18 protein-coding genes and 2 tRNA genes are annotated in these 22505 nt (G+C 72.0%); 12 read left to right on the top strand and 8 right to left on the bottom strand.

Translation table 11 applies throughout. From position 1 onward, the window contains the following. Positions 1–5: 5 nt before the first annotated feature. The 3 genes from RM590_RS09080 (at position 6) to RM590_RS09070 (ending at position 3003) form a co-directional block, all read left to right on the top strand. On the top strand, positions 6–818 hold the full coding sequence (locus RM590_RS09080) for an Fpg/Nei family DNA glycosylase (RefSeq protein WP_311703912.1): 813 nt from the start codon (positions 6–8) through the stop codon (positions 816–818). Positions 819–1025: 207 nt separating this feature from the next. Continuing rightward, positions 1026–2180 (top strand): PP2C family protein-serine/threonine phosphatase, encoded by a 1155-nt coding sequence (locus tag RM590_RS09075; protein WP_311703911.1) that lies wholly within the window; start codon positions 1026–1028, stop codon positions 2178–2180. A gap of 178 nt (positions 2181–2358) precedes the next feature. Then, positions 2359–3003, top strand: coding sequence for a M23 family metallopeptidase (locus RM590_RS09070; RefSeq protein ID WP_311703910.1), 645 nt, complete (start codon positions 2359–2361; stop codon positions 3001–3003). Between the two features lie 34 nt (positions 3004–3037). Here the strand turns inward: RM590_RS09070 and RM590_RS09065 are convergent, their stop codons facing one another. The 5 genes from RM590_RS09065 to RM590_RS09045 form a co-directional block, all read right to left on the bottom strand. Next, positions 3038–4297 (bottom strand): sugar ABC transporter permease, encoded by a 1260-nt coding sequence (locus RM590_RS09065; protein ID WP_311703909.1) that lies wholly within the window; start codon positions 4295–4297, stop codon positions 3038–3040. After that, a complete protein-coding gene (locus RM590_RS09060) occupies positions 4294–5082 on the bottom strand; it encodes an ATP-binding cassette domain-containing protein (protein WP_311703908.1) in 789 nt (262 codons plus the stop codon). The genes RM590_RS09065 and RM590_RS09060 overlap by 4 nt, the downstream gene beginning before the upstream one ends. 22 nt (positions 5083–5104) lie before the next feature. After that, positions 5105–6208: a sugar ABC transporter substrate-binding protein gene (locus RM590_RS09055; RefSeq protein WP_311703907.1), complete on the bottom strand. Its 1104-nt coding sequence runs from the start codon at positions 6206–6208 to the stop codon at positions 5105–5107. A gap of 64 nt (positions 6209–6272) precedes the next feature. After that, complete coding sequence (locus RM590_RS09050; RefSeq protein ID WP_311703906.1) at positions 6273–8684, bottom strand: SpoIIE family protein phosphatase; 2412 nt, start codon at positions 8682–8684, stop codon at positions 6273–6275. Between the two features lie 203 nt (positions 8685–8887). Next, entirely contained in the window at positions 8888–10012 is a 1125-nt protein-coding gene (locus tag RM590_RS09045; RefSeq protein WP_394813830.1) for an acyltransferase family protein, read from the bottom strand. 473 nt (positions 10013–10485) lie between these two features. On the opposite strand from RM590_RS09045, the gene RM590_RS09040 reads away from it, so the two are divergent. Continuing rightward, on the top strand, positions 10486–10713 hold the full coding sequence (locus tag RM590_RS09040; RefSeq protein WP_311703904.1) for a hypothetical protein: 228 nt from the start codon (positions 10486–10488) through the stop codon (positions 10711–10713). Between the two features lie 51 nt (positions 10714–10764). Here the strand turns inward: RM590_RS09040 and RM590_RS09035 are convergent. Further along, positions 10765–10835 (bottom strand) — tRNA-Gly (locus RM590_RS09035). Positions 10836–10953: 118 nt separating this feature from the next. Between RM590_RS09035 and RM590_RS09030 the strand changes: the two genes are divergently transcribed. The 5 genes from RM590_RS09030 to clpX all read left to right on the top strand — a co-directional run bounded on the left by RM590_RS09030 (position 10954) and on the right by clpX (position 15458). After that, positions 10954–11030 (top strand) — tRNA-Pro (locus RM590_RS09030). A gap of 103 nt (positions 11031–11133) precedes the next feature. Continuing rightward, positions 11134–12507 carry a trigger factor gene (gene tig, locus RM590_RS09025; protein WP_311703903.1) on the top strand — a complete coding sequence of 458 codons (1374 nt, stop codon included), beginning with the start codon at positions 11134–11136 and terminating at the stop codon, positions 12505–12507. 147 nt (positions 12508–12654) lie between these two features. Further along, entirely contained in the window at positions 12655–13257 is a 603-nt protein-coding gene (locus tag RM590_RS09020; RefSeq protein ID WP_311704175.1) for an ATP-dependent Clp protease proteolytic subunit, read from the top strand. 61 nt (positions 13258–13318) lie between these two features. Then, positions 13319–13969, top strand: coding sequence for an ATP-dependent Clp protease proteolytic subunit (locus tag RM590_RS09015; RefSeq protein WP_311703902.1), 651 nt, complete (start codon positions 13319–13321; stop codon positions 13967–13969). 187 nt (positions 13970–14156) lie between these two features. Further along, positions 14157–15458, top strand: a complete 1302-nt coding sequence (clpX, locus tag RM590_RS09010; RefSeq protein ID WP_311703901.1) for an ATP-dependent Clp protease ATP-binding subunit ClpX — start codon at positions 14157–14159, stop codon at positions 15456–15458. A 74-nt stretch (positions 15459–15532) separates the two neighbouring features. Here the strand turns inward: clpX and RM590_RS09005 are convergent, their stop codons facing one another. Further along, positions 15533–16609: a hypothetical protein gene (locus RM590_RS09005; protein WP_311703900.1), complete on the bottom strand. Its 1077-nt coding sequence runs from the start codon at positions 16607–16609 to the stop codon at positions 15533–15535. 117 nt (positions 16610–16726) lie between these two features. Then, positions 16727–17830 carry a hypothetical protein gene (locus tag RM590_RS09000; protein WP_311703899.1) on the bottom strand — a complete coding sequence of 368 codons (1104 nt, stop codon included), beginning with the start codon at positions 17828–17830 and terminating at the stop codon, positions 16727–16729. A gap of 142 nt (positions 17831–17972) precedes the next feature. Here RM590_RS09000 and RM590_RS08995 point away from each other — a divergent pair, with 142 nt between their 5' ends. The 3 genes from RM590_RS08995 to RM590_RS08985 are packed head-to-tail and all read left to right on the top strand — an operon-like array spanning position 17973 to position 22483. Beyond that, positions 17973–20600, top strand: coding sequence for a valine--tRNA ligase (locus RM590_RS08995; RefSeq protein ID WP_311703898.1), 2628 nt, complete (start codon positions 17973–17975; stop codon positions 20598–20600). Between the two features lie 33 nt (positions 20601–20633). After that, complete coding sequence (folC, locus tag RM590_RS08990) at positions 20634–22154, top strand: bifunctional tetrahydrofolate synthase/dihydrofolate synthase (protein ID WP_311703897.1); 1521 nt, start codon at positions 20634–20636, stop codon at positions 22152–22154. Further along, positions 22154–22483 (top strand): DUF4233 domain-containing protein, encoded by a 330-nt coding sequence (locus tag RM590_RS08985; protein WP_311703896.1) that lies wholly within the window; start codon positions 22154–22156, stop codon positions 22481–22483. The genes folC and RM590_RS08985 overlap by 1 nt, the downstream gene beginning before the upstream one ends. Positions 22484–22505: the final 22 nt, after the last annotated feature.

The raw sequence follows: 22505 nt of genomic DNA, 5'->3' as shown, positions 1-22505 counted from the left end.
GCCCGATGCCCGAGGGCCACACCATCCACCGGCTCGCCGCCGAGTACGCCCGCCGGTTCGGCGGCGGCCGGCCGGTCACCGCCCGCAGCCCGCAGGGGAAGTTCGCCGACGGCGCCGCGCTGCTCGACGGCCGGCCGCTGACCGCGGCCGAGGCGCACGGCAAGCACCTCTTCCTCGGCTTCGGCGACCTCGGCTGGGTCCGTATCCACCTCGGCCTCTACGGCAAGGTCGCCTTCGGCGACGGCCCTCCGCCGCCGCCCGTCGGCCAGATCCGGCTCCGGCTGGCCGGGCCGGGCGGCCACGCCGACCTGCGCGGCCCCACCACCTGCGCCCTGATCACCGACGCCGAGAAGCAGGCCGTGCGGGACCGGCTCGGCCCCGACCCGCTGCGCGCCGACGCCGACCCGGACCGCGCCTGGCGCCGGATCTCCGCCAGCCGCACCACCATCGGCGAGCTGCTGATGGACCAGCGCGTCATCGCCGGCGTCGGCAACATCTACCGCGCCGAGGTCCTCTTCCGGCAGGGCATCGACCCCTACCGGCCCGGGCGCGAGCTGGAACGCGCCGCCTGGGATGCCATCTGGGCCGACCTCGTGGCACTGATGGCCGAGGGCGTGGCGACCGGGCGCATCGACACCGTCCGCCCCGAGCACACCCCCGAGGCCATGGGCCGCCCGCCCCGGCGGGACGACCACGGCGGGGAGGTCTACGTCTACCGGCGCGCCCACGCCGACTGCCACGTCTGCGCCGGCCCCGTCAGCACCGCGACCCTCGCCGCGCGCAACCTGTTCTGGTGCCCGGCCTGCCAGCCCCGCTGACTGCCTGCGCCAAACGGCTCCCGGCCGTAAGCCGCGAGCCGTATCCTCTGCCTTCACGACATCAGGGGGTGGGCCGGATGCGGGGGTTGAACGGCATGCGGCGGCCGGGGCGCGAGCGGATTGCCCGCGGCCGGGGCGGCTTACGCGGACATCGGTCCCGGGCGGGGGTTCGACGCGCCGCCGAACGGGTGGATAAGGTCCCAGGTCATGGCGCGCGGCAGTAGGACGGCACCCCCGGGAGCCCGGCGGGTCCGGGCGCAGAAGGCGATGCACCGCCTCCGCACCGGGCTGCGCCGCGCCGCCGTGGACTACTTCCGGGGCGGCGGCTCCGACTGGCTGGCGTTCGGCGCGCTGCTGCTGACCGTGCCGCTGTTCGGCGGCGCCACCGTGATCTGGCCGGAGTGGTGCCCGCCGGAGGCCCTGGTGCTGCCGCTGGTCGCCGGCGGCCTGCTGCTGCGCCCGGCCAGCCTCCTCGGGCTGTACGCGGTCGCCGCCACCGGGCTGGTGCTGGAGACCGCGCTCATCGAATCCCGCCGCTCCGCGCCGGACCCGGTCACCCCGGGCAGCATCCTGGTCGTCGCCTCGGTTGCGCTGATCGGGCTGCTCATCGCCCAGTTCCGCAGCCGCGTCGGCGTGCCCTGGCGGCGCGGCGGCACCATGCTCTTCGACCTGCGGGAACGTATCCGCGCCCAGAGCGCGCTGCCGGCCCTGCCGCCCGGCTGGCACCGGGAGATGTCGCTGCGGCCGGCCGGCGGCCAGTCGTTCTCCGGCGACTTCGTGGTGGCCGCCCGCACCGGCCCGGAGGGGCGCACGCTGGAGGTCGTGCTCACCGATGTCTCGGGCAAGGGCATGGACGCCGCGTCCCGTTCGCTGCTGCTGTCCGGCGCGTTCGGCGGGCTGCTCGGCTCGCTGCCGCCGCACTCGTTCCTCCCGGCCGCCAACGGCTATCTGCTGCGGCAGAGCTGGGACGAGGGCTTCGCCACCTCGGTGCATCTCGTGCTGGACCTGGACACCGGGGACTACGAACTGCTGTCCGCCGGTCATCTGCCGGGCGTCCAGTTGAACGCGGGCACCGGGCAGTGGCAGCAGATGGCGGCCGAGGGCCCGCTGCTCGGCGTGTACGACGGCGCCGAGTTCTTCCCCGCCAAGGGCACGCTGCGCCGCGGGGATGTGCTGATGCTGTTCACCGATGGCCTGGTGGAACGTTCCGACAGAGACCTGTCCGAGGGCATCGACCGGCTGACGGGCGAGGCCGACCGCTATGTCGCCACCGGCTTCCGCGGCGCCGCCTGGCATCTGATCGAGGCCGTCGCCAAGGACGTGAACGACGACCGCGCCCTGCTGCTGATCAGCCGGGAGTGACCGGCCGGGGTGATCACCCGGCGGGGCGGAATGCCCGCGCCCGCGGCCGAACGGGGCGGCAGGCCGCGGTGAACTGGGCCGACGGCGGGCGCCGCGCCCGGCGCGCGCTGCGCCGATCGGCCGTGCCCCGGCCCGGCGGGCGGATGCGGCCCGGTCCCGGCTGCCCTTGGCTCAAGGCATGAGCCCTGTCCGCAAACCCGCGTTCCTCCGCCGTCTCCCGCTCCGGCGGCAGACCCCGGTCCACCGCGCCGTCGGCTGCACGCTGCTGGGCACGCTGGTGATAACGGGCCCCTGGACCGTGCCCGCCGTCGGCGACGACGCCGCGGTCTCCGACCGGCCCGGCGGCCGGTACGGCGCCCCGTTCCTCCCGCCCTACCCGGGCCCCCACCCGCCGCTGGGCGGCGAGCCCGCGGCGGAGAAGTGGACGAGCCCGGTCAACGGCCATGAGATCTCCGCCCGTTACGGCACGCCCGGCGGCTGGGCGGCCGGCTATCACACGGGTGTGGACTTCGCCACGCCGGTGGGCGTGCCGGTCGCCGCGGTCGGCCCCGGCCGGGTGGTGTCCGCCGGCCGGGCCGGCGCCTATGGCAACGCGGTGGTCGTGCGGATGACGGACGGGTACTTCGCGCTCTACGCGCACCTGTCGGAGATCTCCGTGCCGGAGGGCGAACGAGTCGACGCCGGCACGGAGCTGGGCGCCACCGGCAACACGGGCCGCAGCACCGGACCGCACCTGCACTTCGAGGTGCGGAGGGGCCGGGAGTACGGCACGGACGTCGACCCGCTGGCGTATCTGAAACGGCATGGCGTGCGGGTCTCCTGACCGCCGTCGCGACTCGTTGTCCCGGCCGTGGCGGTCAGGCCCGGCCGTGGGCCGTCTGAAGCCGCCGGGACAGCGAGTCGATCACCACCGCGGCCAGCAGGACGCCACCGGTGATCATCGACTGGATGGCGACCGCGACGCCCAGCAGCGCCATGCCCGACGCGATGGACTGGATCACCAGCACCCCGAGCAGCGCCGACCACGGCGTGCCGCGTCCGCCGAAGAGGCTGGTGCCGCCGATGACGGCCGCGGCGATGACGTCGATCATCAGCTCGCCGCCGCCGGAGGTCGTGCCGACCGAGTTGATCCGGGAGGCCAGGAACAGCCCGCCGGCCGCGGCCATCGTGCCGGACACCGTGAACACGGAGATCCGCACCCACACCACGTTGATCCCGGTGCGCCGGGCCGCCTCCAGACCGCCGCCCAGCGCGAACACCTTCCGCCCGTACGTCGTGCGCCGCAGCAGGAAGTCCAGGCCGACCAGCACGGCCAGGAAGATCAGCAGGGCCAGCGGCATCCCCTGGAACTGGGTCAGCGCGAACGCGGCGCTGAACGCCACCACCGCCAGCGCCGCGGTCACCAGCCCGATCGCGCGCGGCGGGCGGGCCGGCAGCCCGGCGGCGACGCGCCGCCGCCGCTCCCGGACGGCCGTCGCCAGGCAGACGGCCACGCTGAGCGCGGCGAGGCCGAACGCGACGCCGGGGCCGGTGAAGTAGTGGCTGGTGAGCGTGGCGACCAGGCCCTCGTCGTCGAGGGCGAAGCTGCCGTCGGTGCCCATGATGTAGAGCATCAGGCCGTTCCAGCCCAGCAGTCCGGCCAGCGTGACGACGAACGCGGGGACGCCGACCCGCGCCACGAAGAAACCCTGCACCACGCCGATCGCCGCGCCGAAGAGCAGCGCGATCAGGACGCCCAGCCACTCCTCCACGCCGTGGTTCACGTTCAGCACGGCGAACGCGGCGGCGGTCAGCCCGCTGACCGAGCCGATGGACAGGTCGATGTCGCCGACGAGCAGCACGAAGACGATGCCGACCGCGATCAGGCCCATGCCGACGATGTCGACGCTGAGGTTGGACAGGTTGCGCGGCGAGAGGAAGGTGTTGTCGAGCGACTGGAAGACCAGCCAGATCGCGACCAGGCCGCCGATGACCGGCAGCGAGCCCAGCTCGCCGCTGCGCGACTTCCGGCGGAACTCCGTCCAGGCGCCCCGGACGCCCTTGCCGGGCGTGATCAGCCGCGGGTCGGCGCGCCGCCGGCCCGGCTCGGTGTCCCCGGGGGATCCCGTGCCGGTCACGGCCAGGACCGTCCGGCCCGCCGGACGGCGTTGTCGGTGGCACCGGTGATCGAGGCGATGATCTGCTCCTGGGAGGTGGTCTTCACGTCGAAGAAGCCGTTGTTGCGCCCGAGCCGCAGCACCGCCACCTGGTCCGCCACCGCCTTCACATCGGCCAGGTTGTGGCTGATGATGAGCACCCCCAGGCCGCGTTCCCGCATGCTGTCGATGAGGTCGATGGTGTGCGTCGCTTGCTCGATGCCGAGCGCGGCGGTCGGCTCGTCCAGCAGAACGGCCTCGGGCTCGCCCAGCAGCGCCCGGGAGAGCGCGATGGTCTGCCGCTGGCCGGCGGACAGGGCGGAGACGGGCACCCGCAGGCTGGGGATCTGGATGGCCAGGGTGTCCAGCAGGCCGCGCGCGCGGCGTTCCATCTCGACCTCGTCGAGAACGCCAACCCGGTGGACCTCCCGGGCGAGGAAGAGGTTGCCGACGACGTCCAGGTTCTCGCAGAGGGAGAGGTCCTGGTAGACGGTCGCGATGCCCAGTGCCCGGGCGTCCTGCGGGCGGTTGATGCGGGTCCGCTCGCCCTTCCACTCGATGACGCCCTCGTCGGCCGGGTCGGCGCCCGCGATCACCCTGACGAGGGTGGACTTCCCGGCGCCGTTGTCGCCCACCAGGGCGACCACCTCGCCGGCCCGGATCTCCAGCTCGACATCGGCGAGCGCCTGCACGGCGCCGTAACGTTTGAACACTCCGCGCAGCTTGAGCATCGGCGCGGCTGCCGCCTCGGGTGACACATGAACCACTTTCTGGCGCTGGGACCGGGGCCTATCCGGTGAGGCCCGCTCTGTCACACGCGGACGCGAACCTCGGAGTGCATATCTCTTCGACGGTGAACAGGCCGCGCCGCACGATGTCCTCGTCGACGTTGGCCGCGGTCACGGATATGGGCTCGGCGTAGACCGCGGGGATGTCGTCCACCGTGTCATTGGCCACGTGGTCCCGGGCGATGCCCTCCAGCGTCTCCCCGCGGGCGAGGGCCACGGCCATCTCGGCGGCGGGGAACGCCTCACGCTGGTACGGCTTGTAGACGGTCATGTACTGCGAGCCGTCGACGATGCGCTGCACGGCGGCCAGTTCGGCGTCCTGGCCGGTGACCGGCGGCAGCGGCTCGACGTTGGCGGCCCGCAGGGCGGCGATGGCGCCGGCGGCGATGCTGTCGCTGGCCGCGTACACGGCGTCGATCTCGTTCGCGCCGAGGTCGGCGACGGCGCTGGCCATGGCGCCGTAGGCGCCCTCGGTGCTCCACCCGAGGATGTCGAACTCCTTGCCGATCCGGACGCGGTCCGTGAGCACGGCCTGCGCGCCCTCCTTGAACAGCCCGGCGTTCGGATCGGTGGGGGAGCCGTTCATCATCACGATCCGGCTGTTGGCCGCCTCGTCGCCGAGCGCGCGCAGCAGCGCCCGGCCCTGGAGCCGGCCGACCGCGTGGCCGTCGAAGGAGACATAGCCCGAGATCGGGCCCTCGGCCAGCCGGTCATAGGCGATGACCGGGATGCCGCTCTCATCGGCCCGCTTGACGGCCGAGCCGATCGACTTGGAGTCGACGGCGTTGACGATCACCACGTCCACTCCGTGCGTGATCATGATGCCCAACTGCTGGTGCTGGACGGCGACGTCGTTCCCCGCGTTGGAGACCTCGATGGCGCAGGTGTCGCACAGCTCCTGGATCCTCCGCTCGATCAGGGGCCGGTCGAAGCTCTCCCAGCGGGTGACCGCGGCGTCGGCGAGCAGCAGCCCTATCACCAGGTTCTCGCCGCGCGGCGCCTCCTCGTCCCGGACGTCGTCGCCGGCCGTCCCGCAGGCCAGCAGGCCGAGGGCCAGGGACGCCGCGGTCACGACGGCGGCGGCACGGCGGGTCACCGTTGCCATCGGCGCTTCCCTTCGACGACGAACAAGAGGGGCATATCGCTGGTTTTTCTTTATACAACGCTAATCAGGTAATCGACGCAACGTTTGCGTTCCCGGCCTCGTCCGGCTCGGCCACCATGACGTTGATCTCGCCCCACACCTGCTTGCCGCCGCTGAGCGGCACCGAGCCCCACGCCGAGGACACCGCCTCGACGAGCAGGATCCCGCGCCCGCCGGTCGCCTCCCAGTCCACCCCGGCCGACTTCTGCGGGGCGCGCGGGGAGGAGTCGCTCACCGCGACGCGCAGCCGGTCACCCGTAAGAGTGAGATCGAGGCGCACCGGGCCCTGGGTGTGCACCAGCGCGTTGGTCACCAGCTCCGACACGATCAGCAGCGCCATGTCGGCGCCGTCCGCCACACTCCAGGAACGCAGCGTCCGCCCGACGAAACGGCGCGCGTGCCCCACCGCGTTGGGCAGCCGCCACACCTCCCAGCCCGCCCGGCGCGGGCGGACCCGCATCCCGTCGTAGCGCAGGAGCAGCAGCGCCACGTCGTCGTCGCGCCGGCCCGCGCCGCCGAGCAGCGTGTCGGCCAGCCGCCCGGCGTCGGACAGGTCGCCCGCCGCGAGGAGGTCGCGCACCCGGCGCATGCCGTCCTCCAGCGGCAGGCTGGCGGACTCGACCAGGCCGTCGGTGAGCAGCGTGAGCACCGTGCCGGGCGACAGCCCCAGCGTGGTCAGCGGGAACTCGGCGTCCATCAGGATCCCCAGCGGCGGCCCGCCCTCGACCGTCACCTCCCGCGTGCCGCCGTCCGGATCCCGCACCAGCGGCGGCAGATGCCCCGCCCGGACGAGCCAGGTGTCGCCCTCCTCCATGTCCATCGCGACATAGCAGCAGGTGGCGAACAGGTCGGTCTCCATGCCCACGAGCAGCCGGTTGGCGTGCGAGATGACCACGTCGGGGGAGTGCCCCTCCACGGCGTACGCCCGGATCGCCGTGCGAATCTGGCCCATGATCGTCGCCGCCGCCGCGCTGTGCCCCTGCACGTCCCCGATCACCAGCGCCACATGCCGGTCGGTCAGCGGGATCACGTCGTACCAGTCGCCGCCCACGTCCAGCCCCACCGTGGCCGGCAGATAACGCGCCACGGCCACCCCGCCCGGCAGCGCCGGGAGCGCGCGCGGCAGCAGGCTGCGCTGGAGCGTCGCCGCCAGCTCGTGCTGCGCGTCGAACGCCCGCGCGCGCCCCAGCGCCTGGCCCACCAGCCCCGCCGCCGCCGTCAGCAGGAACCGCTCCTCCGTGTCGAACTCGTGCGGCTCCGCCCACCCGACCAGGCACGCCCCGGCCACCTGCCCGTCGGCCGGCAGCGGCAGCACTGCCAGCCCGCCCGGACCGACGGCGCCCAGCCCGGGCTCCAGCCCGCTGCCCAGCGGCCACAGCTCCGTGCGGCGCTCCCGCAACGCGGCCTGGAGCGTGGGCAGGTCCCGGACCGGCACCTCCGGCCAGGCCGCGCGCCACGCCTCGGGCCAGGCGTCCAGCTCCGGCGGGTCGAGCGCGGTGACCACCAGCCGGTCGGACTCCGTCTCGGCCAGCACCACCCGTTCCGCCCCCAGCTCGCGCAGCGCGGCGGCCGTCACATGGCCGACGTCCCGCACGGTCACCGCGGTGGCCAGCGCGGCGGACAGCCGCTGCACCCGGGACACCTCGTCCGCGCCCGGCCGCAGCCGCGAGGCGTCCGCCAGCACGCCCAGCACCCGCCGCGGCCGGCCGTCGGGGCCGGCCCGCGTCAGACACCGCAGCCGCAGCCAGCGCGGCTCGCCCGAGGCACCGCGGATGCGGAACTCCAGCTCCCGGCTGCCGGCGGTGCGCGGCGTCGGCTCGACGATGGACATCAGCGCCGGCAGGTCGTCCGGCACCGTCCGGCCGAACAGGCTCTCCACCCGCCCGTCGAACTCGCCCTCCACCATGCCCAGCAGCTTCAGGGCGGTCGTGTCCGCCTCCACCAGCCCGGTGGTCAGCGTCAGCGCGAACGTGCCGAGCCGGTGCCGTTCCATGGCGTGGCGCAGCACCTCCGGCCGCACCTCCGCCCGGCCCTCGGCCGCCAGCCGCTCGGCGATGTGGTCCGCGTACAGCTCCAAAAAGCCGCGCCGGTCGGCGCCGAAGCCCTCCCCGCTCTCGTCCACCGCGACCAGGGCGCCCCACCGGCCGCCCGCCGGGCCCAGCGCCAGCGCGCCCAGCGCGACCCCGGCGGCGGCGGCCGCCGCCCCGGTCTCGCCGTAGGCGGCCAGCGCCGCGGCGTCGGGCCACACCGGGCGGCCGGCCTGGAACGCGTCGACGACCGGGGACCGGGCGGACAGCGAGTACCACGACGACAGCCCGTCCGGCGGCTCGGTGCCCTCCGTCGCCGCGGCCAGCCGCAGCTCACCGGCCTCCCGCTTCAGCAGGTAGACGGCGACCGGCACCGGACCGCCGAATGCCCGCAGCCGCTCCTGCGTCATGGGACACCGCGCCCCGCGCCGGCCAGGCCCGCCCGGGGCCGGGGGAACGCCTTCCTCGGACGTCGCATGGTCCCATCGCCTCCGCCTCGTCCTCGCCCGCCGAAGCCGAGCGGTTCCAGCCTAGGGAAGGAAGCGCCGGACGGCGGCTCGGGTGACCGCCATCCGGGCCATGGCGGGCGGGGCGGCGGGCCAGGAGGCTAGGCCTAGCGACCCGCCGCCCGGGAGGGCGCCGGCAGCGCGTCCTGCTTGAACGCCCAGTCCATCGACGGCTCCACCAGGAACCGGAAGACCCGGCGCACCGGGGACGTGCACAGCAGCGTGATCACGGCCGCGCCGATCAGCGTGACGACGACCCGGCCGCCCGGGGAGTTGACCCAGTCGACCTCGTACCAGTCCCACCACCGCGAGCCCTTGGCGATGAAGCCGTGCAGCAGATAGCCGTAGATCGTCCCGGCGCCCAGCGCGGTGAACCACACGCGGTGGCGCGGCACATAGGCCAGGAAGCAGAGGGTGAGCAGCAGCCCGCAGCCGAACGTGGCCAGCGTCATTGCCACGCCCGTCCACCCCGGCGCGCCCAACTCCTGGGCGCTGTGCGTCCGGTAGAGCCAACTGTGGTGCATGCGCGGCACCGCCCAGTACGCCACGGCGAGCGCGCCGAGCGTCACGGGCACCGCGAGGAGCCGCAGCCGGAGGTCGCGCAGCCGCTCGAAGTGCTCGCGGCGCAGGTGCATTCCGAGGACGAAGAACGGCAGCAACTGGAGGACGCGCTGGATGTTCAGGTCGTCGCCGAGGTGGGGGGAGACGCTGGCCAGCGCGGCGATGGCCAGGGAGACCGGAATCGGCCAGCGGACAATGCGCCAGATCGGGGCGGTCAGCCGCCAGACGAACAGGGCGACCAGGAACCAGGTGACGTAGTAGGGATCCAGGATGCTGAAGGGGTAATCGGGGTCGTCGCCGCCCCAGCGCTTGAAGAGGATGTAGCCCGTCTCGAAGAGCAGATAGGGCACTCCGATGCCCGTGATCAGCCGCTTGAGCTGGTCCGGGCGCCCGGTGAAGCTCCGGGAGAAATAGCCCGCGATCAGGATGAACGCGGGCATGTGAAAGGTGTAGACGAACAGATACAGGGCCGAGGCGGTCCGGGAGTCGTCCCGCAGCGGGGTCCAGGCGTGGCCCACCGCGACCAGGACGATGGCCAGGTACTTCGCGTTGTCGAAGTAGGGATCGCGCGGCTTCACCCTTGCCGAGCCGTCCGTGACTGTCGGTGGGGGATCAGCCGCCGTCGCCCGGGCGGCGGGCAGGGAGGCTCGTTGATTACGGACGTGCAACATTGTCCGCACGATAGCGCCCCGGACCGCCGTCCGTAAATTGCCCGCCGACTTCACCGCGATCTTTATCGAGTGCCACGTCGCGAATCGTGGTGGCGAGACGCCATGGATCGGCAGAGCGCCCGAAATGGAGCGACTTGACCGTCTTAAATGGGGTGTATCACTCCGTTCCGAAGGTGCGACGAGATCAAGGGCGCACAACGCCGGGGCGCCGCCGGGAATGAGCGAACGGAAATTCCTCGACTCCCGCACATCGCCCGGGAATTCGCCGGAGGTGGGGCCGGGAAGGCTAACGAGCAGGTAACGGACCACCTTGGTACGCAGGACCGGCCGAAACCGTACGCACGGACCGAACGCTGCGTCAGCGCACTACGCGGGTACCTCTGTTGATGGCACGATGGTGCCTGCGGGGGTGCGGCGGCCGTGGTCAAGCCCCTGATGGAGCAGAGGCGAACCTTCCGAAGGTGTGATCAGTTGTGGTTATCTCGTTCTCTCTGGCCCTGCTGTTCGGCGTGATCATGTTCTTCATGATCCGTGGCGGGGTGATCAAGTGGGGGCCGGCCATCGTGGCGATCCTCTTCGGCTTCTCCCTCGCTTCCACCGGAGCCAACGACCCGATAGAGGACTTCCTCCAGGGCGTCACCGACGCGGTGGACGACGTGGACGACTCCATCAACGACCGCGACGACACCGGCGCCGAGTGACCGAACGCGAAGGCCCGGCCTCCCCTGGGGGGAGCCGGGCCGCACACAGCGAGCGGGCGACGGGAATCGAACCCGCGTAGCTGGTTTGGAAGACCAGGGCTCTACCATTGAGCTACGCCCGCGACGGTGAGCATCGTACCAGCGCCGCCCGCACCGCCCGGGCCCGGGTCCCGGGCCGCCGCCCCGGCGAACCGCACCGCGTGCGGCCCTGTACGCTACGTGTCGCGTCAAGAGCCTCTGCGGGGTGTGGCGCAGCTTGGCAGCGCGTCCGCTTTGGGAGCGGAAGGCCGTCGGTTCGAATCCGGCCACCCCGACCACGTACTATGAGTAGCCCGCGCGCTGAGGTGTGTCCGCGTAAGGGGGACCCTCAAGAAGAGCCGCGCCCGACCTCCCTCAATGCCTGCCCCAAGGAGACCGACCGTGAAGAGCGCCGTGGAGACCCTGAACCCCACCCGGGTTCGGCTCACTGTCGAGGTGCCCTTCGAGGAGCTCAAGCCCAGCCTCGACGCGGCGTACCGGAAGATCAACCAGCAGGTGACGGTGCCCGGCTTCCGCAAGGGCAAGATCCCCGCCCGCATCATCGACCAGCGGTTCGGCCGCGGGGCGGTGCTGGAGGAGGCGGTCAACGACGCGCTGCCCAAGTTCTACAACGAGGCCGTCACCGAGGGCGAGATCAGCCCGCTCGGCCAGCCCGAGGTGGACATCACCGAGCTCAAGGACAACGAGCTGCTGACGTTCACCGCCGAGGTGGACATCCGCCCGGAGATCCAGATCCCGGACTACTCCGGCATCGAGGTCACCGTCGACGCGGTCGAGGTCTCCGACGAGGACGTGGACACCACCGTGGACCAGCTGCGCGAGCGCTTCGCGTCCACGACCGTCGTCGAGCGCGCCGCCGCCGAGGGCGACGTCGTCAAGATCGACCTGGAGGCCCGGGTCGACGGCGAGGTGCTGGCGGACGGCGTCGCGCAGGGCGTGAGCTACACCATCGGCTCCGGCCAGATGCTGGACGGCCTGGACGAGGCCGTCACCGGCCTGGAGGCCGGCGGCACCGCGACGTTCACCAGCGAGCTGAAGGGCGGCTCCGCGGCCGGCCGCGAGGCCGAGATCTCGGTCACGGTCGAGTCGGTCTCCGCCCGCGAGCTGCCCGGGCTGGACGACGACTTCGCCCAGTTGGCCAGCGAGTTCGACACGCTGGAGGAGCTCCGCGAGGACAGCCGCCGCCGGCTGGCCGAGGAGAAGAAGTACCAGCAGGCCACCGAGGCCCAGGAGAAGGTCCTCGACGCGCTGCTGGAGCTGGTCGAGGTCCCGATCCCGCAGAAGCTGCTCGCGGACGAGGTCGAGACCCGCAAGCACAACCTGGAGCACCACCAGCTCGCCCAGCTCGGCATGGACCTCGACGCCTACCTGTCGATGCAGGAGAAGACCCGCGAGGAGTTCGACGCCGAGCTCACGGAGCAGGCCGAGAAGGGGATCCGCACCCAGTTCGTGCTGGACGAGGTCGCCAAGCAGGAGAAGCTCAACGTCAGCCAGCAGGAGCTCACCGAGCACCTGATGCGCCGCGCGCAGTCCTCCGGCATGAGCCCGGACCAGTTCGCCAAGGCGGTCGTCGAGGGCGGCCAGGTCCCGATGCTGGTCGGCGAGGTCAGCCGGGGCAAGGCGCTGGCCGCGGTCGTCGAGTCGGTCACCGTCACCGACAGCAACGGCGAGCCGGTCCGCCTGGACGAGGACGAGGACGAGGCCGCCGGTGACGAGGCCGTCGCCGGGACCGAGAACTCTACCGACGAGGACTGACCTGCGCTCACAGCGAACAGTTCCCAGGTCGGGATGGGTCCGTCGGCACCGCGCGTTAGGGTCCGTAGGTACAACGCAGATGTCAAGCGACGGCCGGGCGACAGCGTGGCCGTCCGAGAATGAGCAGGTGGATACGTGACGCTCTCGATGCCCTCCGCCATGGCGGAGCCGACGAACGGCAGCCTCGGCGATCAGGTCTACAACCGGCTGCTCAACGAGCGGATCATCTTCCTGGGACAGCCGGTCGACGATGACATCGCCAACCGGATCACGGCTCAGTTGCTGCTTCTGGCGGCCGATCCGGACAAGGACATCTTCCTCTACATCAACAGCCCCGGCGGCTCGATCACGGCCGGCATGGCGATCTACGACACCATGCAGTACATCAAGAACGACGTGGTGACCATCGCGATGGGGCTGGCGGCCTCGATGGGGCAGTTCCTGCTGACCGCGGGGGCCTCGGGCAAGCGCTACGCCCTGCCGAACGCCGAGGTGCTCATCCACCAGCCCTCCGCCGGCCTGGCCGGCTCGGCCTCGGACATCAAGATCCACGCGGAGCAGTTGCTGCGGACCAAGCGCAAGATGGCGCGGCTGTCGGCGGAGCACTCCGGCGTGAGCATCGAGCAGTGGGAGCGCGACGCCGACCGGGACCGCTGGTTCAGCGCCGAGGAGGCCCGGGACTACGGGCTGATCGACCAGGTCATCACGAGCGCGGCCGACATCGCGGGCGGCGGTGGCACGGGCGCCTGAGCCCCAGGTGCCCGGCCCGCAGTTCCCGATCGCAGCCCAACACCAAGGCGGTATTTCCCCGATGAACACCTTCCCCGGCTCCGGCATCTACGATCGCCTCCCTGCCGAGTCGCGCTATGTCATTCCGCGCTTCGTCGAGCGCACCTCCCAGGGCGTGCGCGAGTACGACCCCTACGCCAAGCTCTTCGAGGAGCGGGTGATCTTCCTCGGGGTGCAGATCGACGACGCCTCGGCGAACGACGTGATGGCGCAGCTCCTCTGCCTGGAGTCGATGGACCCGGACCGCGACATCCAGATCTACATCAACAGCCCCGGCGGCTCGTTCACCGCGCTGACCGCGATCTACGACACGATGGAGTTCGTCAAGCCGGACATCCAGACGGTCTGCATGGGCCAGGCGGCCTCGGCCGCCGCCGTGCTGCTCGCGGCCGGCACCCGCGGCAAGCGGATGGCTCTGCCCAACGCCCGGGTCCTGATCCACCAGCCCTACAGCGAGACCGGGCGCGGACAGGTGTCCGACCTGGAGATCGCGGCCCGCGAGGTGCAGCGGATGCGCACCCAGCTCGAGGAGATGCTGGCCAAGCACTCCACCCGGCCGATCGAGCAGATCCGCGACGACATCGAGCGGGACAAGATCCTCACCGCTGAGGAATCCGTGGAGTACGGTCTGGTGGACCAGATCATCACCACGCGCACGACGACGGCTGTCTGAGCCGTCGGGCACCACCCGACAGGACAACGCAAGAGGACGACCGGCCGCCCCCTTTTGGCGGGAAGGCCCCGCGGAGGGGGATTCCCGTCAAGGGGGGCCATTCCGCCGCGGCGACACGGTACCGTCGTCTTCAGCAAGCATGAGTGCACCGTCTCCCGGCGGTGCGCAGGCGAAGGGGAAGCACCTCGTGGCACGCATCGGTGACGGCGGCGATCTGCTCAAGTGCTCGTTCTGCGGCAAGAGCCAGAAACAGGTGAAGAAGCTCATCGCGGGTCCGGGGGTCTACATCTGCGACGAGTGCATCGATCTCTGCAACGAGATCATCGAGGAGGAGCTCGCCGAGTCGCCCGACTCGGACCTGAGCGAGCTCCCCAAGCCGCGGGAGATCTACGACTTCCTGGAGAGCTATGTGGTCGGCCAGGAGGACGCCAAGAAGGCGCTCTCCGTCGCCGTCTACAACCACTACAAGCGGGTGCGGGCGAGCGAGACCGACGCGCACAGCTCGCGGGACGAGGAGATCGAGCTCTCCAAGTCCAACATCCTGCTGCTCGGCCCGACCGGCTCCGGGAAGACGCTGCTGGCCCAGACGCTGGCCCGCATGCTCAACGTCCCGTTCGCCATCACCGACGCCACCGCCCTGACCGAGGCGGGGTACGTGGGCGAGGACGTGGAGAACATCCTGCTCAAGCTCATCCAGGCGGCCGACTACGACATCAAGAAGGCCGAGCAGGGGATCATCTACATCGATGAGATCGACAAGGTCGCCCGCAAGAGCGAGAACCCGTCGATCACGCGGGACGTCTCCGGGGAAGGCGTTCAGCAGGCCCTGCTGAAGATCCTGGAGGGCACCACCGCCGCGGTGCCGCCGCAGGGCGGGCGCAAGCACCCGCACCAGGAGTTCCTCCAGATCGACACCTCGAACGTGCTGTTCATCGTGGGCGGCGCCTTCGCCGGGCTCGACGACATCATCCGGGCCCGCTCGGGCGCCCGCGGCATCGGCTTCGGCGCCGACATCCGCTCCAAGCGGGATCGCGACTCCGCCCAGTTGCTGCGGGACGCGCTCCCGGAGGACCTGGTGAAGTACGGGATGATCCCGGAGTTCATCGGCCGGCTGCCCGTGATCACCTCCGTGCACAACCTGGACCGCGAGGCGCTGCTGCGCATCCTCGTCGAGCCGCGGAACGCGCTGGTCAAGCAGTACCAGCGGCTGTTCGAGCTGGACGGGGTGGAGCTGGAGTTCGACCTCCCGGCGCTGGAGGCCATCGCCGACCAGGCGATCCTGCGCGGCACCGGCGCCCGGGGCCTGCGCGCGATCATGGAGGAGGTCCTCCAGTCGGTGATGTACGAGGTGCCCTCCCGGCAGGACGTCGGCCAGGTCCTTGTCACCGAGGACGTCGTCCGGTCCAACGTCAACCCGACGCTGGTCCCGCGTTCCCGGCTGACCAAGCAGCGGGGCACCACCGCGCCGCCGCACGAGAAGACCGCCTGAGCCATTGCTGAATCGGGGCCGGACCGCCAGGCGGTCCGGCCCCGATCGCGTTCACGGGCCGCCGGTCGGCGGTGTCACTCCGCCGGCGCCTCGCCCTCGGCGCCCGCCTCGACCACCGAGTCCGCGCGCATCTGCCGGGCGATCTCCGCCGCGTCCTCCAGCGCCAGCGGCTCCGGCGCGGTCAGCCCGCCCTCGGGCATCTCGCCCGTGGAAGGGTCGAAGCCCTCGGGGTACTCGGGCATCGGCGAGAAGATCACCAGGCCCACGGTGCTGTAGTCGGCCCAGGCGCACACCGGCGCCTCGATCACATAGCCGAGGTCGGCGTCCTCCTCCCGACCGCGCCCGGTCTGGCACTTGATGATGGCGTCGCCGTCCGAGAAGTCGCTGGGGTCGCCGACCAGATCGGCCTCGGCGTCCTCACCCAGGGACTCCTCCTCCGCCAGCGCGAACAGCGCGTCGACGCCCGCCTCCGGGTCGGCGACCTCGCCGTACATCCCGGCCACCATCGTGACCAGGCTGCCGGCCGGCGGAACCGCCGTCATGTCGGTGACGTCGAAGTTGGCGTAGTTGCCGGTCTCGCCCTCCATGCCGGACAGGCCCATCGCCTCCTGCTCCTGCTCGTCCGGCAGGTCCATGCCGCTGCCGAACCCGTCGTCGGGGAGGCGGGTGAAGTCGCCGCTGGCCTCCGGCAGGCTGAGCGTATACACCGTGCCGTCGTCGCTCGGGCCGCTGCTGTCGTCGCCGCCCAGCAGGAAGAACGCGCCGCCGCCGAGCACCGCGAGCGCGCCCACGATCGCGATCGCGATCATTGCCGTGCGGTTGCCGGACCGCTGTCCGCCGGGGGGCGGCGGGACCGGTCCGTAGGGCGCGGGCTGCCCGGGGATCTGGCCGGGCGGCGGGGGCTGCTGGCCGTAGGGACCGGGCTGCTGCGGCTGGCCGTAGGGGGCGCCGGGGGGCTGCGGCGGGCCCGGCTGCCCGGGCTGCTGCTGCGGGAACCCGTAACCGGGGCCGCCCGGGGCACCCGCGGGCGGGTAGGCGCCGCCACCGGGAGGCTGTGCCCCCGGCGGCGGCGCTCCATAGGGACCCGGCTGGCCGGGTGGGGGACCCTGTGGCGGCTGCTGGCCGTACGGGCCCGGCTGGTTGTAACTCATCGGCGTTTCCCCTTTAGGAACCTGTGCTGGCGCGTTGCCTCCGCTCATCCTCTCGGACGGGACACCGGGCTGTACATTCGCCCGGTGGTTCCGCGCTTTCCTTCCGGGAAGCCGCGCTCAGAAGCTCCCGTTCTCCCCCGACGGGCCGGGGATCTCCAGATCGCCGTACACCTCGCCGCCGCCTCCGGTGGTCTCCAGCTCCAGGTCCTCCGGAAGCGGGATGTCGGTCGGGAGGTCGGTGGGGAGGTCGGTGGGCAACTCCTCGCCGCCTGAGGCGCCTTCGAGGACGCCACCGCTCTCGCCGCCCTCGGCGTCACTGCCCGCCTCGACCAGGGCCAGGCCCCGCAGCGCGGCGGCGAACTCGGCCGCGCGGTCGATGCCGAGCGGCTCCGGGTTCTGCAGGCCCAGACCCTCGACGTTGCGGTCCACGAGGACGAACGCGAACGTGTCGTAGTCCGCCCAGGCGCACAGCGGCGCCGAGGCGGTGTCCTCGGGATTCGGCTCGACGCCTTCCAGCATCTGGCACTTCATGACCGCGTTGTCCAGGCCGGAGGGGCTGACCGACTCGGGGCTGCCGACCAGCGTGGCGTTCCCGCTGGCGGTGAAGTCGCCGGCGCCGGAGGAGAAGAACCGGTCCACCGCCGCCTCCGGATCTTCGACGGTGCCGTAGAGGCCGGCGTAGAAGGCGTTGCCGATGTTGACTTCCTCGTTCGCGACGTCCTCGTTGTACATGCCGCCGGCCTGGCCCTCGATCGTGACGCCCAGGCCCGCGGCGTGCTCGTCGGTGAAGACACCGTCCATGGGCATCTCCAGCGACAGCGTCTGCACCTTCGCGGGCGTGGTCAGCGTGTAGTCCTTGCCGTCGTCCGAGACGCCCCCGTCGCCGCCGAGGAGGAAGAAGAGGCCGCCGCCGGCCGCCGCCGCCACCACGACCGCGAGGACGACGATCAGGCCGGTGTTCTTCTTCCCGCCACCGGGCGGCTGGCCCGGGTAACCGGGGCCGGGCGGCTGGCCGGGGATCTGGCCAGGCGGCGGGGGCTGCTGGCCATACGGGCCGGGTGGCTGCGGCTGGCCGTAGGGCGCGCCCGGCGGCTGTCCGGGCTGCTGCGGGTGGCCGTACCCCGGTGCGCCCGGCGGCTGCTGCGGCGGCGCGGGCTGCCCGTACGGGTTCTGGCCGCCGCCCGGTGGCTGACCGTAGGGTCCGGGCTGCTGGTAACTCACGATGTTCCCCCTCTGCGCGCGCGCCGTTCGCGGCGCGCTCCTCGAATCGAGTCTGATCATTTTGGGCGACGCCGGGCTTTGCACAGGCTCCCGTCACCAATCCGATTCGAAGTTGGGACATCGCTCCTCGTAGACTTGGGCCGTGACCGAGAACACCCAGCCGCCCTCGAACGGGCCCCGCAGCGCCCCCGCCGATCTGCCGACGCAGTACACGCCGGCCGATGTAGAGGGGAAGTTGTACGAGCGCTGGGTAGAACGTGGTTATTTCGCGGCGCAGGCGAAAAGCGACAAGGAGCCCTACGCGATCGTCATTCCGCCGCCGAATGTGACCGGAAGTCTCCATCTGGGACACGCCTTTGAGCACACGCTGATCGACGCCCTCACCCGCCGCAAGCGCATGCAGGGCTACGAGACCCTGTGGCAGCCGGGCATGGACCACGCCGGCATCGCCACGCAGAACGTGGTCGAGCGCGAGCTGGCCAAGGAGGGCAAGTCCCGCCACGACCTGGGCCGGGAGGCGTTCGTCGAGCGCGTCTGGCGCTGGAAGGCCGAGTCCGGGGGCCAGATCTCCGGGCAGATGCGGCGCCTGGGCGACGGCGTCGACTGGTCCCGCGAGCGCTTCACCATGGACGAGGGCCTGTCCCGGGCCGTCCAGACCATCTTCAAGCGGCTCTTCGACGACGGCCTGATCTACCGCGCCGAGCGCATCATCAACTGGTGTCCGCGCTGTCTGACCGCGATCTCCGACATCGAGGTCGAGTACCAGGAGGACGACGGCGAGCTCGTCTCCCTCCGGTACGGCGAGGGCGAGGACTCGGTCGTCGTCGCCACCACCCGCGCCGAGACGATGCTCGGGGACACCGCGGTCGCGGTCCACCCCGAGGACGAGCGCTACGCCCACCTCGTCGGCCGGACCATCAAGCTGCCGCTGACGGACCGGTCGATCCCCGTCGTCGCCGACGGGCACGTCGACCCGGAGTTCGGCACGGGTGCCGTCAAGGTCACCCCGGCCCACGACCCCAACGACTTCGAGATCGGCCGCCGGCACGGGCTGCCCCAGATCACCGTCATGGACGAGCACGCGGTCATCACCGCGCACGGCCCGTTCCTCGGCCTGGACCGCCTGGAGGCCCGGTCCGCCGTCGTCGCCGCGCTGCGCGCCGAGGGCCGCATCGTCGACGAGAAGCGCCCCTACCGGCACTCCGTCGGCCACTGCTCCCGCTGCAAGACCACCATCGAGCCGCGGCTGTCCATGCAGTGGTGGGTCAAGGTCGCGCCGCTGGCCGAGGCCGCGGGCGACGCGGTCCGCGACGGGCGGGTCGCCATCCACCCCAAGGAGATGGCCTCCCGCTACTTCGAGTGGGTGGACAACCTGCACGACTGGTGCATCTCCCGCCAGCTCTGGTGGGGCCACCGCATCCCCGTCTGGTATGGGCCGAACGGCGAGACCGTCTGCGTCGGGCCGGACGAGGAGCCGCCGGCGGGCGAGGGCTGGCACCAGGAGACCGACGTCCTGGACACCTGGTTCTCCTCCGGGCTGTGGCCGTTCTCCACGCTCGGCTGGCCGGAGCGGACCGAGTCGCTGGCGAAGTTCTATCCGAACGCCGTCCTGGTCACCGGCTACGACATCCTCTTCTTCTGGGTCGCCCGGATGATGATGTTCGGCCTGTACGCGATGGACGGCGTGCCGCCGTTCCACACCGTCGCCCTGCACGGCATGGTCCGCGACCAGTTCGGCAAGAAGATGTCCAAGTCCTTTGGGAACGCGGTCGATCCGCTGGACTGGATGGACGCCTACGGCTCCGACGCCGTCCGTTTCACGCTGGCCCGCGGCGCCAACCCCGGCATCGACGTCCCCATCGGCGAGGACTGGGTCCAGGCCTCGCGGAACTTCGCCAACAAGATCTGGAACGCCACCCGCTTCGCCCTGCTGAACGGCGCCACCGTCGAGGGCCCGCTGCCGGCCGCCGAGGAGCTGTCGTCCACCGACCGGTGGATCCTCTCCCGGCTCAACGCGACGGTCGCCGAGGTCGACGCGTACTACGACGACTACCAGTTCGCCAAGCTGAGCGACGCGCTGTTCCACTTCGCCTGGGACGAGGTCTTCGACTGGTACGTGGAGCTGAGCAAGACCACGTTCGCCGCGGGCGGCCGTCCCGCCGAGGTCTCCCGGCGCGTCCTGGGCGAGGTCCTGGACGTCACGCTGCGCCTGCTGCACCCGGTGATGCCGTTCGTCACCGAGGAGCTGTGGACCTCGCTCACCTCCGGCGAGTCGGTCGTCGTCACCGACTGGCCGCGGGACAGCGGCTTCCGCGACGCCGCGGCCGAGCGGGAACTGGCGGCCGTCCGGCAGTTGGTCACCGAGGTCCGGCGGTTCCGCGCGGACCAGGGCCTCCAGCCCGGCCAGCGCGTTCCGGCGGCCCTGGACCTGGCGGGCACGGCCCTGGCCCCCCACGAGGAGGCCATCCGCTCCCTGCTGCGGCTCCAGCCGGCCGGCGAGGGCTTCGCGGCCACGGCCACGCTGCCCGTCGCCGGCGCGACGGTCGCGCTGGACCTGTCCGGGGCCATCGATTTCGAGGCGGAGCGCAAGCGCCTGACGAAGGATCTGGGCGTCGCGGAGAAGGAGTTGGCGCAGACCACCGCCAAGCTGGGCAACGAGGGCTTCCTCGCCAAGGCGCCCGAGCACGTCGTGGACAAGATCCGCGCCCGCCGGGAGACGGCCCAGGCGGACATCGAGCGGATCCGCGCCCAGCTGGCGAAGCTGCCCTGAGCCGCGTCCGGGGGCTTTCGTAGACTGGCGTGCGTGAGCGACGCACGCGCGCCAGGCGCGCCCGATTCCGGTGATCCCTTCGAGGAGATCGTGGCCGCGGCGGAGGACCGGGACCCGGATCTCGCGGTGATCGAGGCCGGCAGCCGCACCCTGCGGACCCAGGCCGGGCCCGCCGGGGGCGGGGATCTGCCGACGCGGCCGAGCGACCCGGAGACCGACCGGGCGCTGCGCGAGGTGGAGACGGAGCTGGCCAAGCGCTGGCCGGAGACGAAGCTCGACCCGTCGGTGGTCCGCATCCGGGCGCTGATGGACGTGCTCGGCGAGCCGCAGCGCTCCTACCCGGCGATCCACGTCACCGGCACCAACGGCAAGACCAGCACCGCGCGCATGATCGAGGCGCTGCTCGGCGCCTTCGAGCTGCGCACCGGCCGGTACAGCAGCCCGCACGTCCAGTCCATCACCGAGCGGATCAGCCTGGACGGCGCGCCCATCGCGCCGGAGCGCTTCGTCGCCGCCTACGAGGACATCAAGCCCTATGTCGAGCTGGTCGACGACCAGCAGGACTACCGGCTGTCGTTCTTCGAGGTGCTCACCGGCATGGCGTTCGCGGCCTTCGCTGACGCGCCGGTGGACGTGGCCGTCGTCGAGGTCGGCATGGGCGGCACCTGGGACGCCACCAACGTGGTCGACGGCCAGGTCGCCGTCATTACGCCGATCTCGCTGGACCACACCGAACGGCTCGGCGACACGCCGGAGAAGATCGCCGGGGAGAAGTCCGGTGTCATCAAGCAGGACGCCCGCGTGGTGCTCGCCCAGCAGCAGATCGAGGCCGCCGCCGTTCTCCTGCGGCGCGCGGCCGAACGGGACGCCACCGTCGCCCGCGAGGGACTGGAGTTCGGCGTGCTGTCCCGGGAGATGGCCGTGGGCGGCCAGCTTCTGACGCTGCGCGGCCTCGGCGGCGAGTACCCCGAGGTGTTCCTGCCGCTGTACGGCGAGCACATGGCGCACAACGCGGCCGTGGCGCTCGCCGCGGTCGAGGCGTTCTTCGGCGTCGGCGAGGGCGACCGGGCCGGGACGCTGGACGCGGACGTGGTCCGCGCCGCGTTCGCCTCCGTGACCTCGCCCGGCCGGCTGGAGGTGGTGCGGACCAGCCCGACCGTGCTGCTGGACGCCGCGCACAATCCGGCCGGCGCGCAGGCCGCCGCGGCGGCCGTCTCCGAGGCGTTCGGCTTCAGCCGGCTCATCGGGGTCGTCGGCGCCAGCGAGGGCAAGGACGTCCGGGGCCTGCTGGAGGCGTTCGAGCCGATCTTCACCGAGGTCGTCGTCACGCGGAACACCAGCCACCGCGCGATGGACGCCGACCGGCTGGCCGCCGTGGCGGTCGAGGTCTTCGGCGAGGAGCGGGTGAGCGTCGAGCCGCGGCTGGACGACGCGCTGGACGCGGCCATCGCGCTGGCCGAGGAGGAGGGCGAGTACGCCGGGGCCGGGGTGCTGGTGACCGGCTCGGTCATCACCGTCGGGGAAGCGCGGCTGCTGCTGGGGAGGTCCGGCTGATGCGCATGTTCTGCGCCAGCACACTGATCGGGGAGTTCATCATCATCGGCCTGGGCGCCCTGGCCGCGATGCGGCTGTCCGACGTGCCCACCGGCACGCTGTGGGCGGTCAGCGGCACGGCCATGGCGCTGTGCCTGCTGCTGTGCGGCATGATCGGCCGGCGCGGCGGGGTGGAGCTCGGCTGGGCGCTCCAGGTGGGGCTGATCGCCAGCGGGTTCGTGCTGCCGGCGATGTTCCTGCTGGGCGCGGCCTTCGCCGGTTTGTGGTGGGCCTCGGTCCACTACGGCCGGCGCGTGGACGCGATCAAGGCCGCGCGCGCCGCGGCCTGACAGGGCCCGCGCGCCGGGTGGC

Origin of the sequence: Streptomyces litchfieldiae (genome assembly GCF_031845365.1) — a bacterium.
Classification (GTDB): Bacteria; Actinomycetota; Actinomycetes; order Streptomycetales; family Streptomycetaceae; genus Streptomyces; species Streptomyces litchfieldiae.
This window is presented reverse-complemented; position numbering and strand designations above follow the sequence as displayed.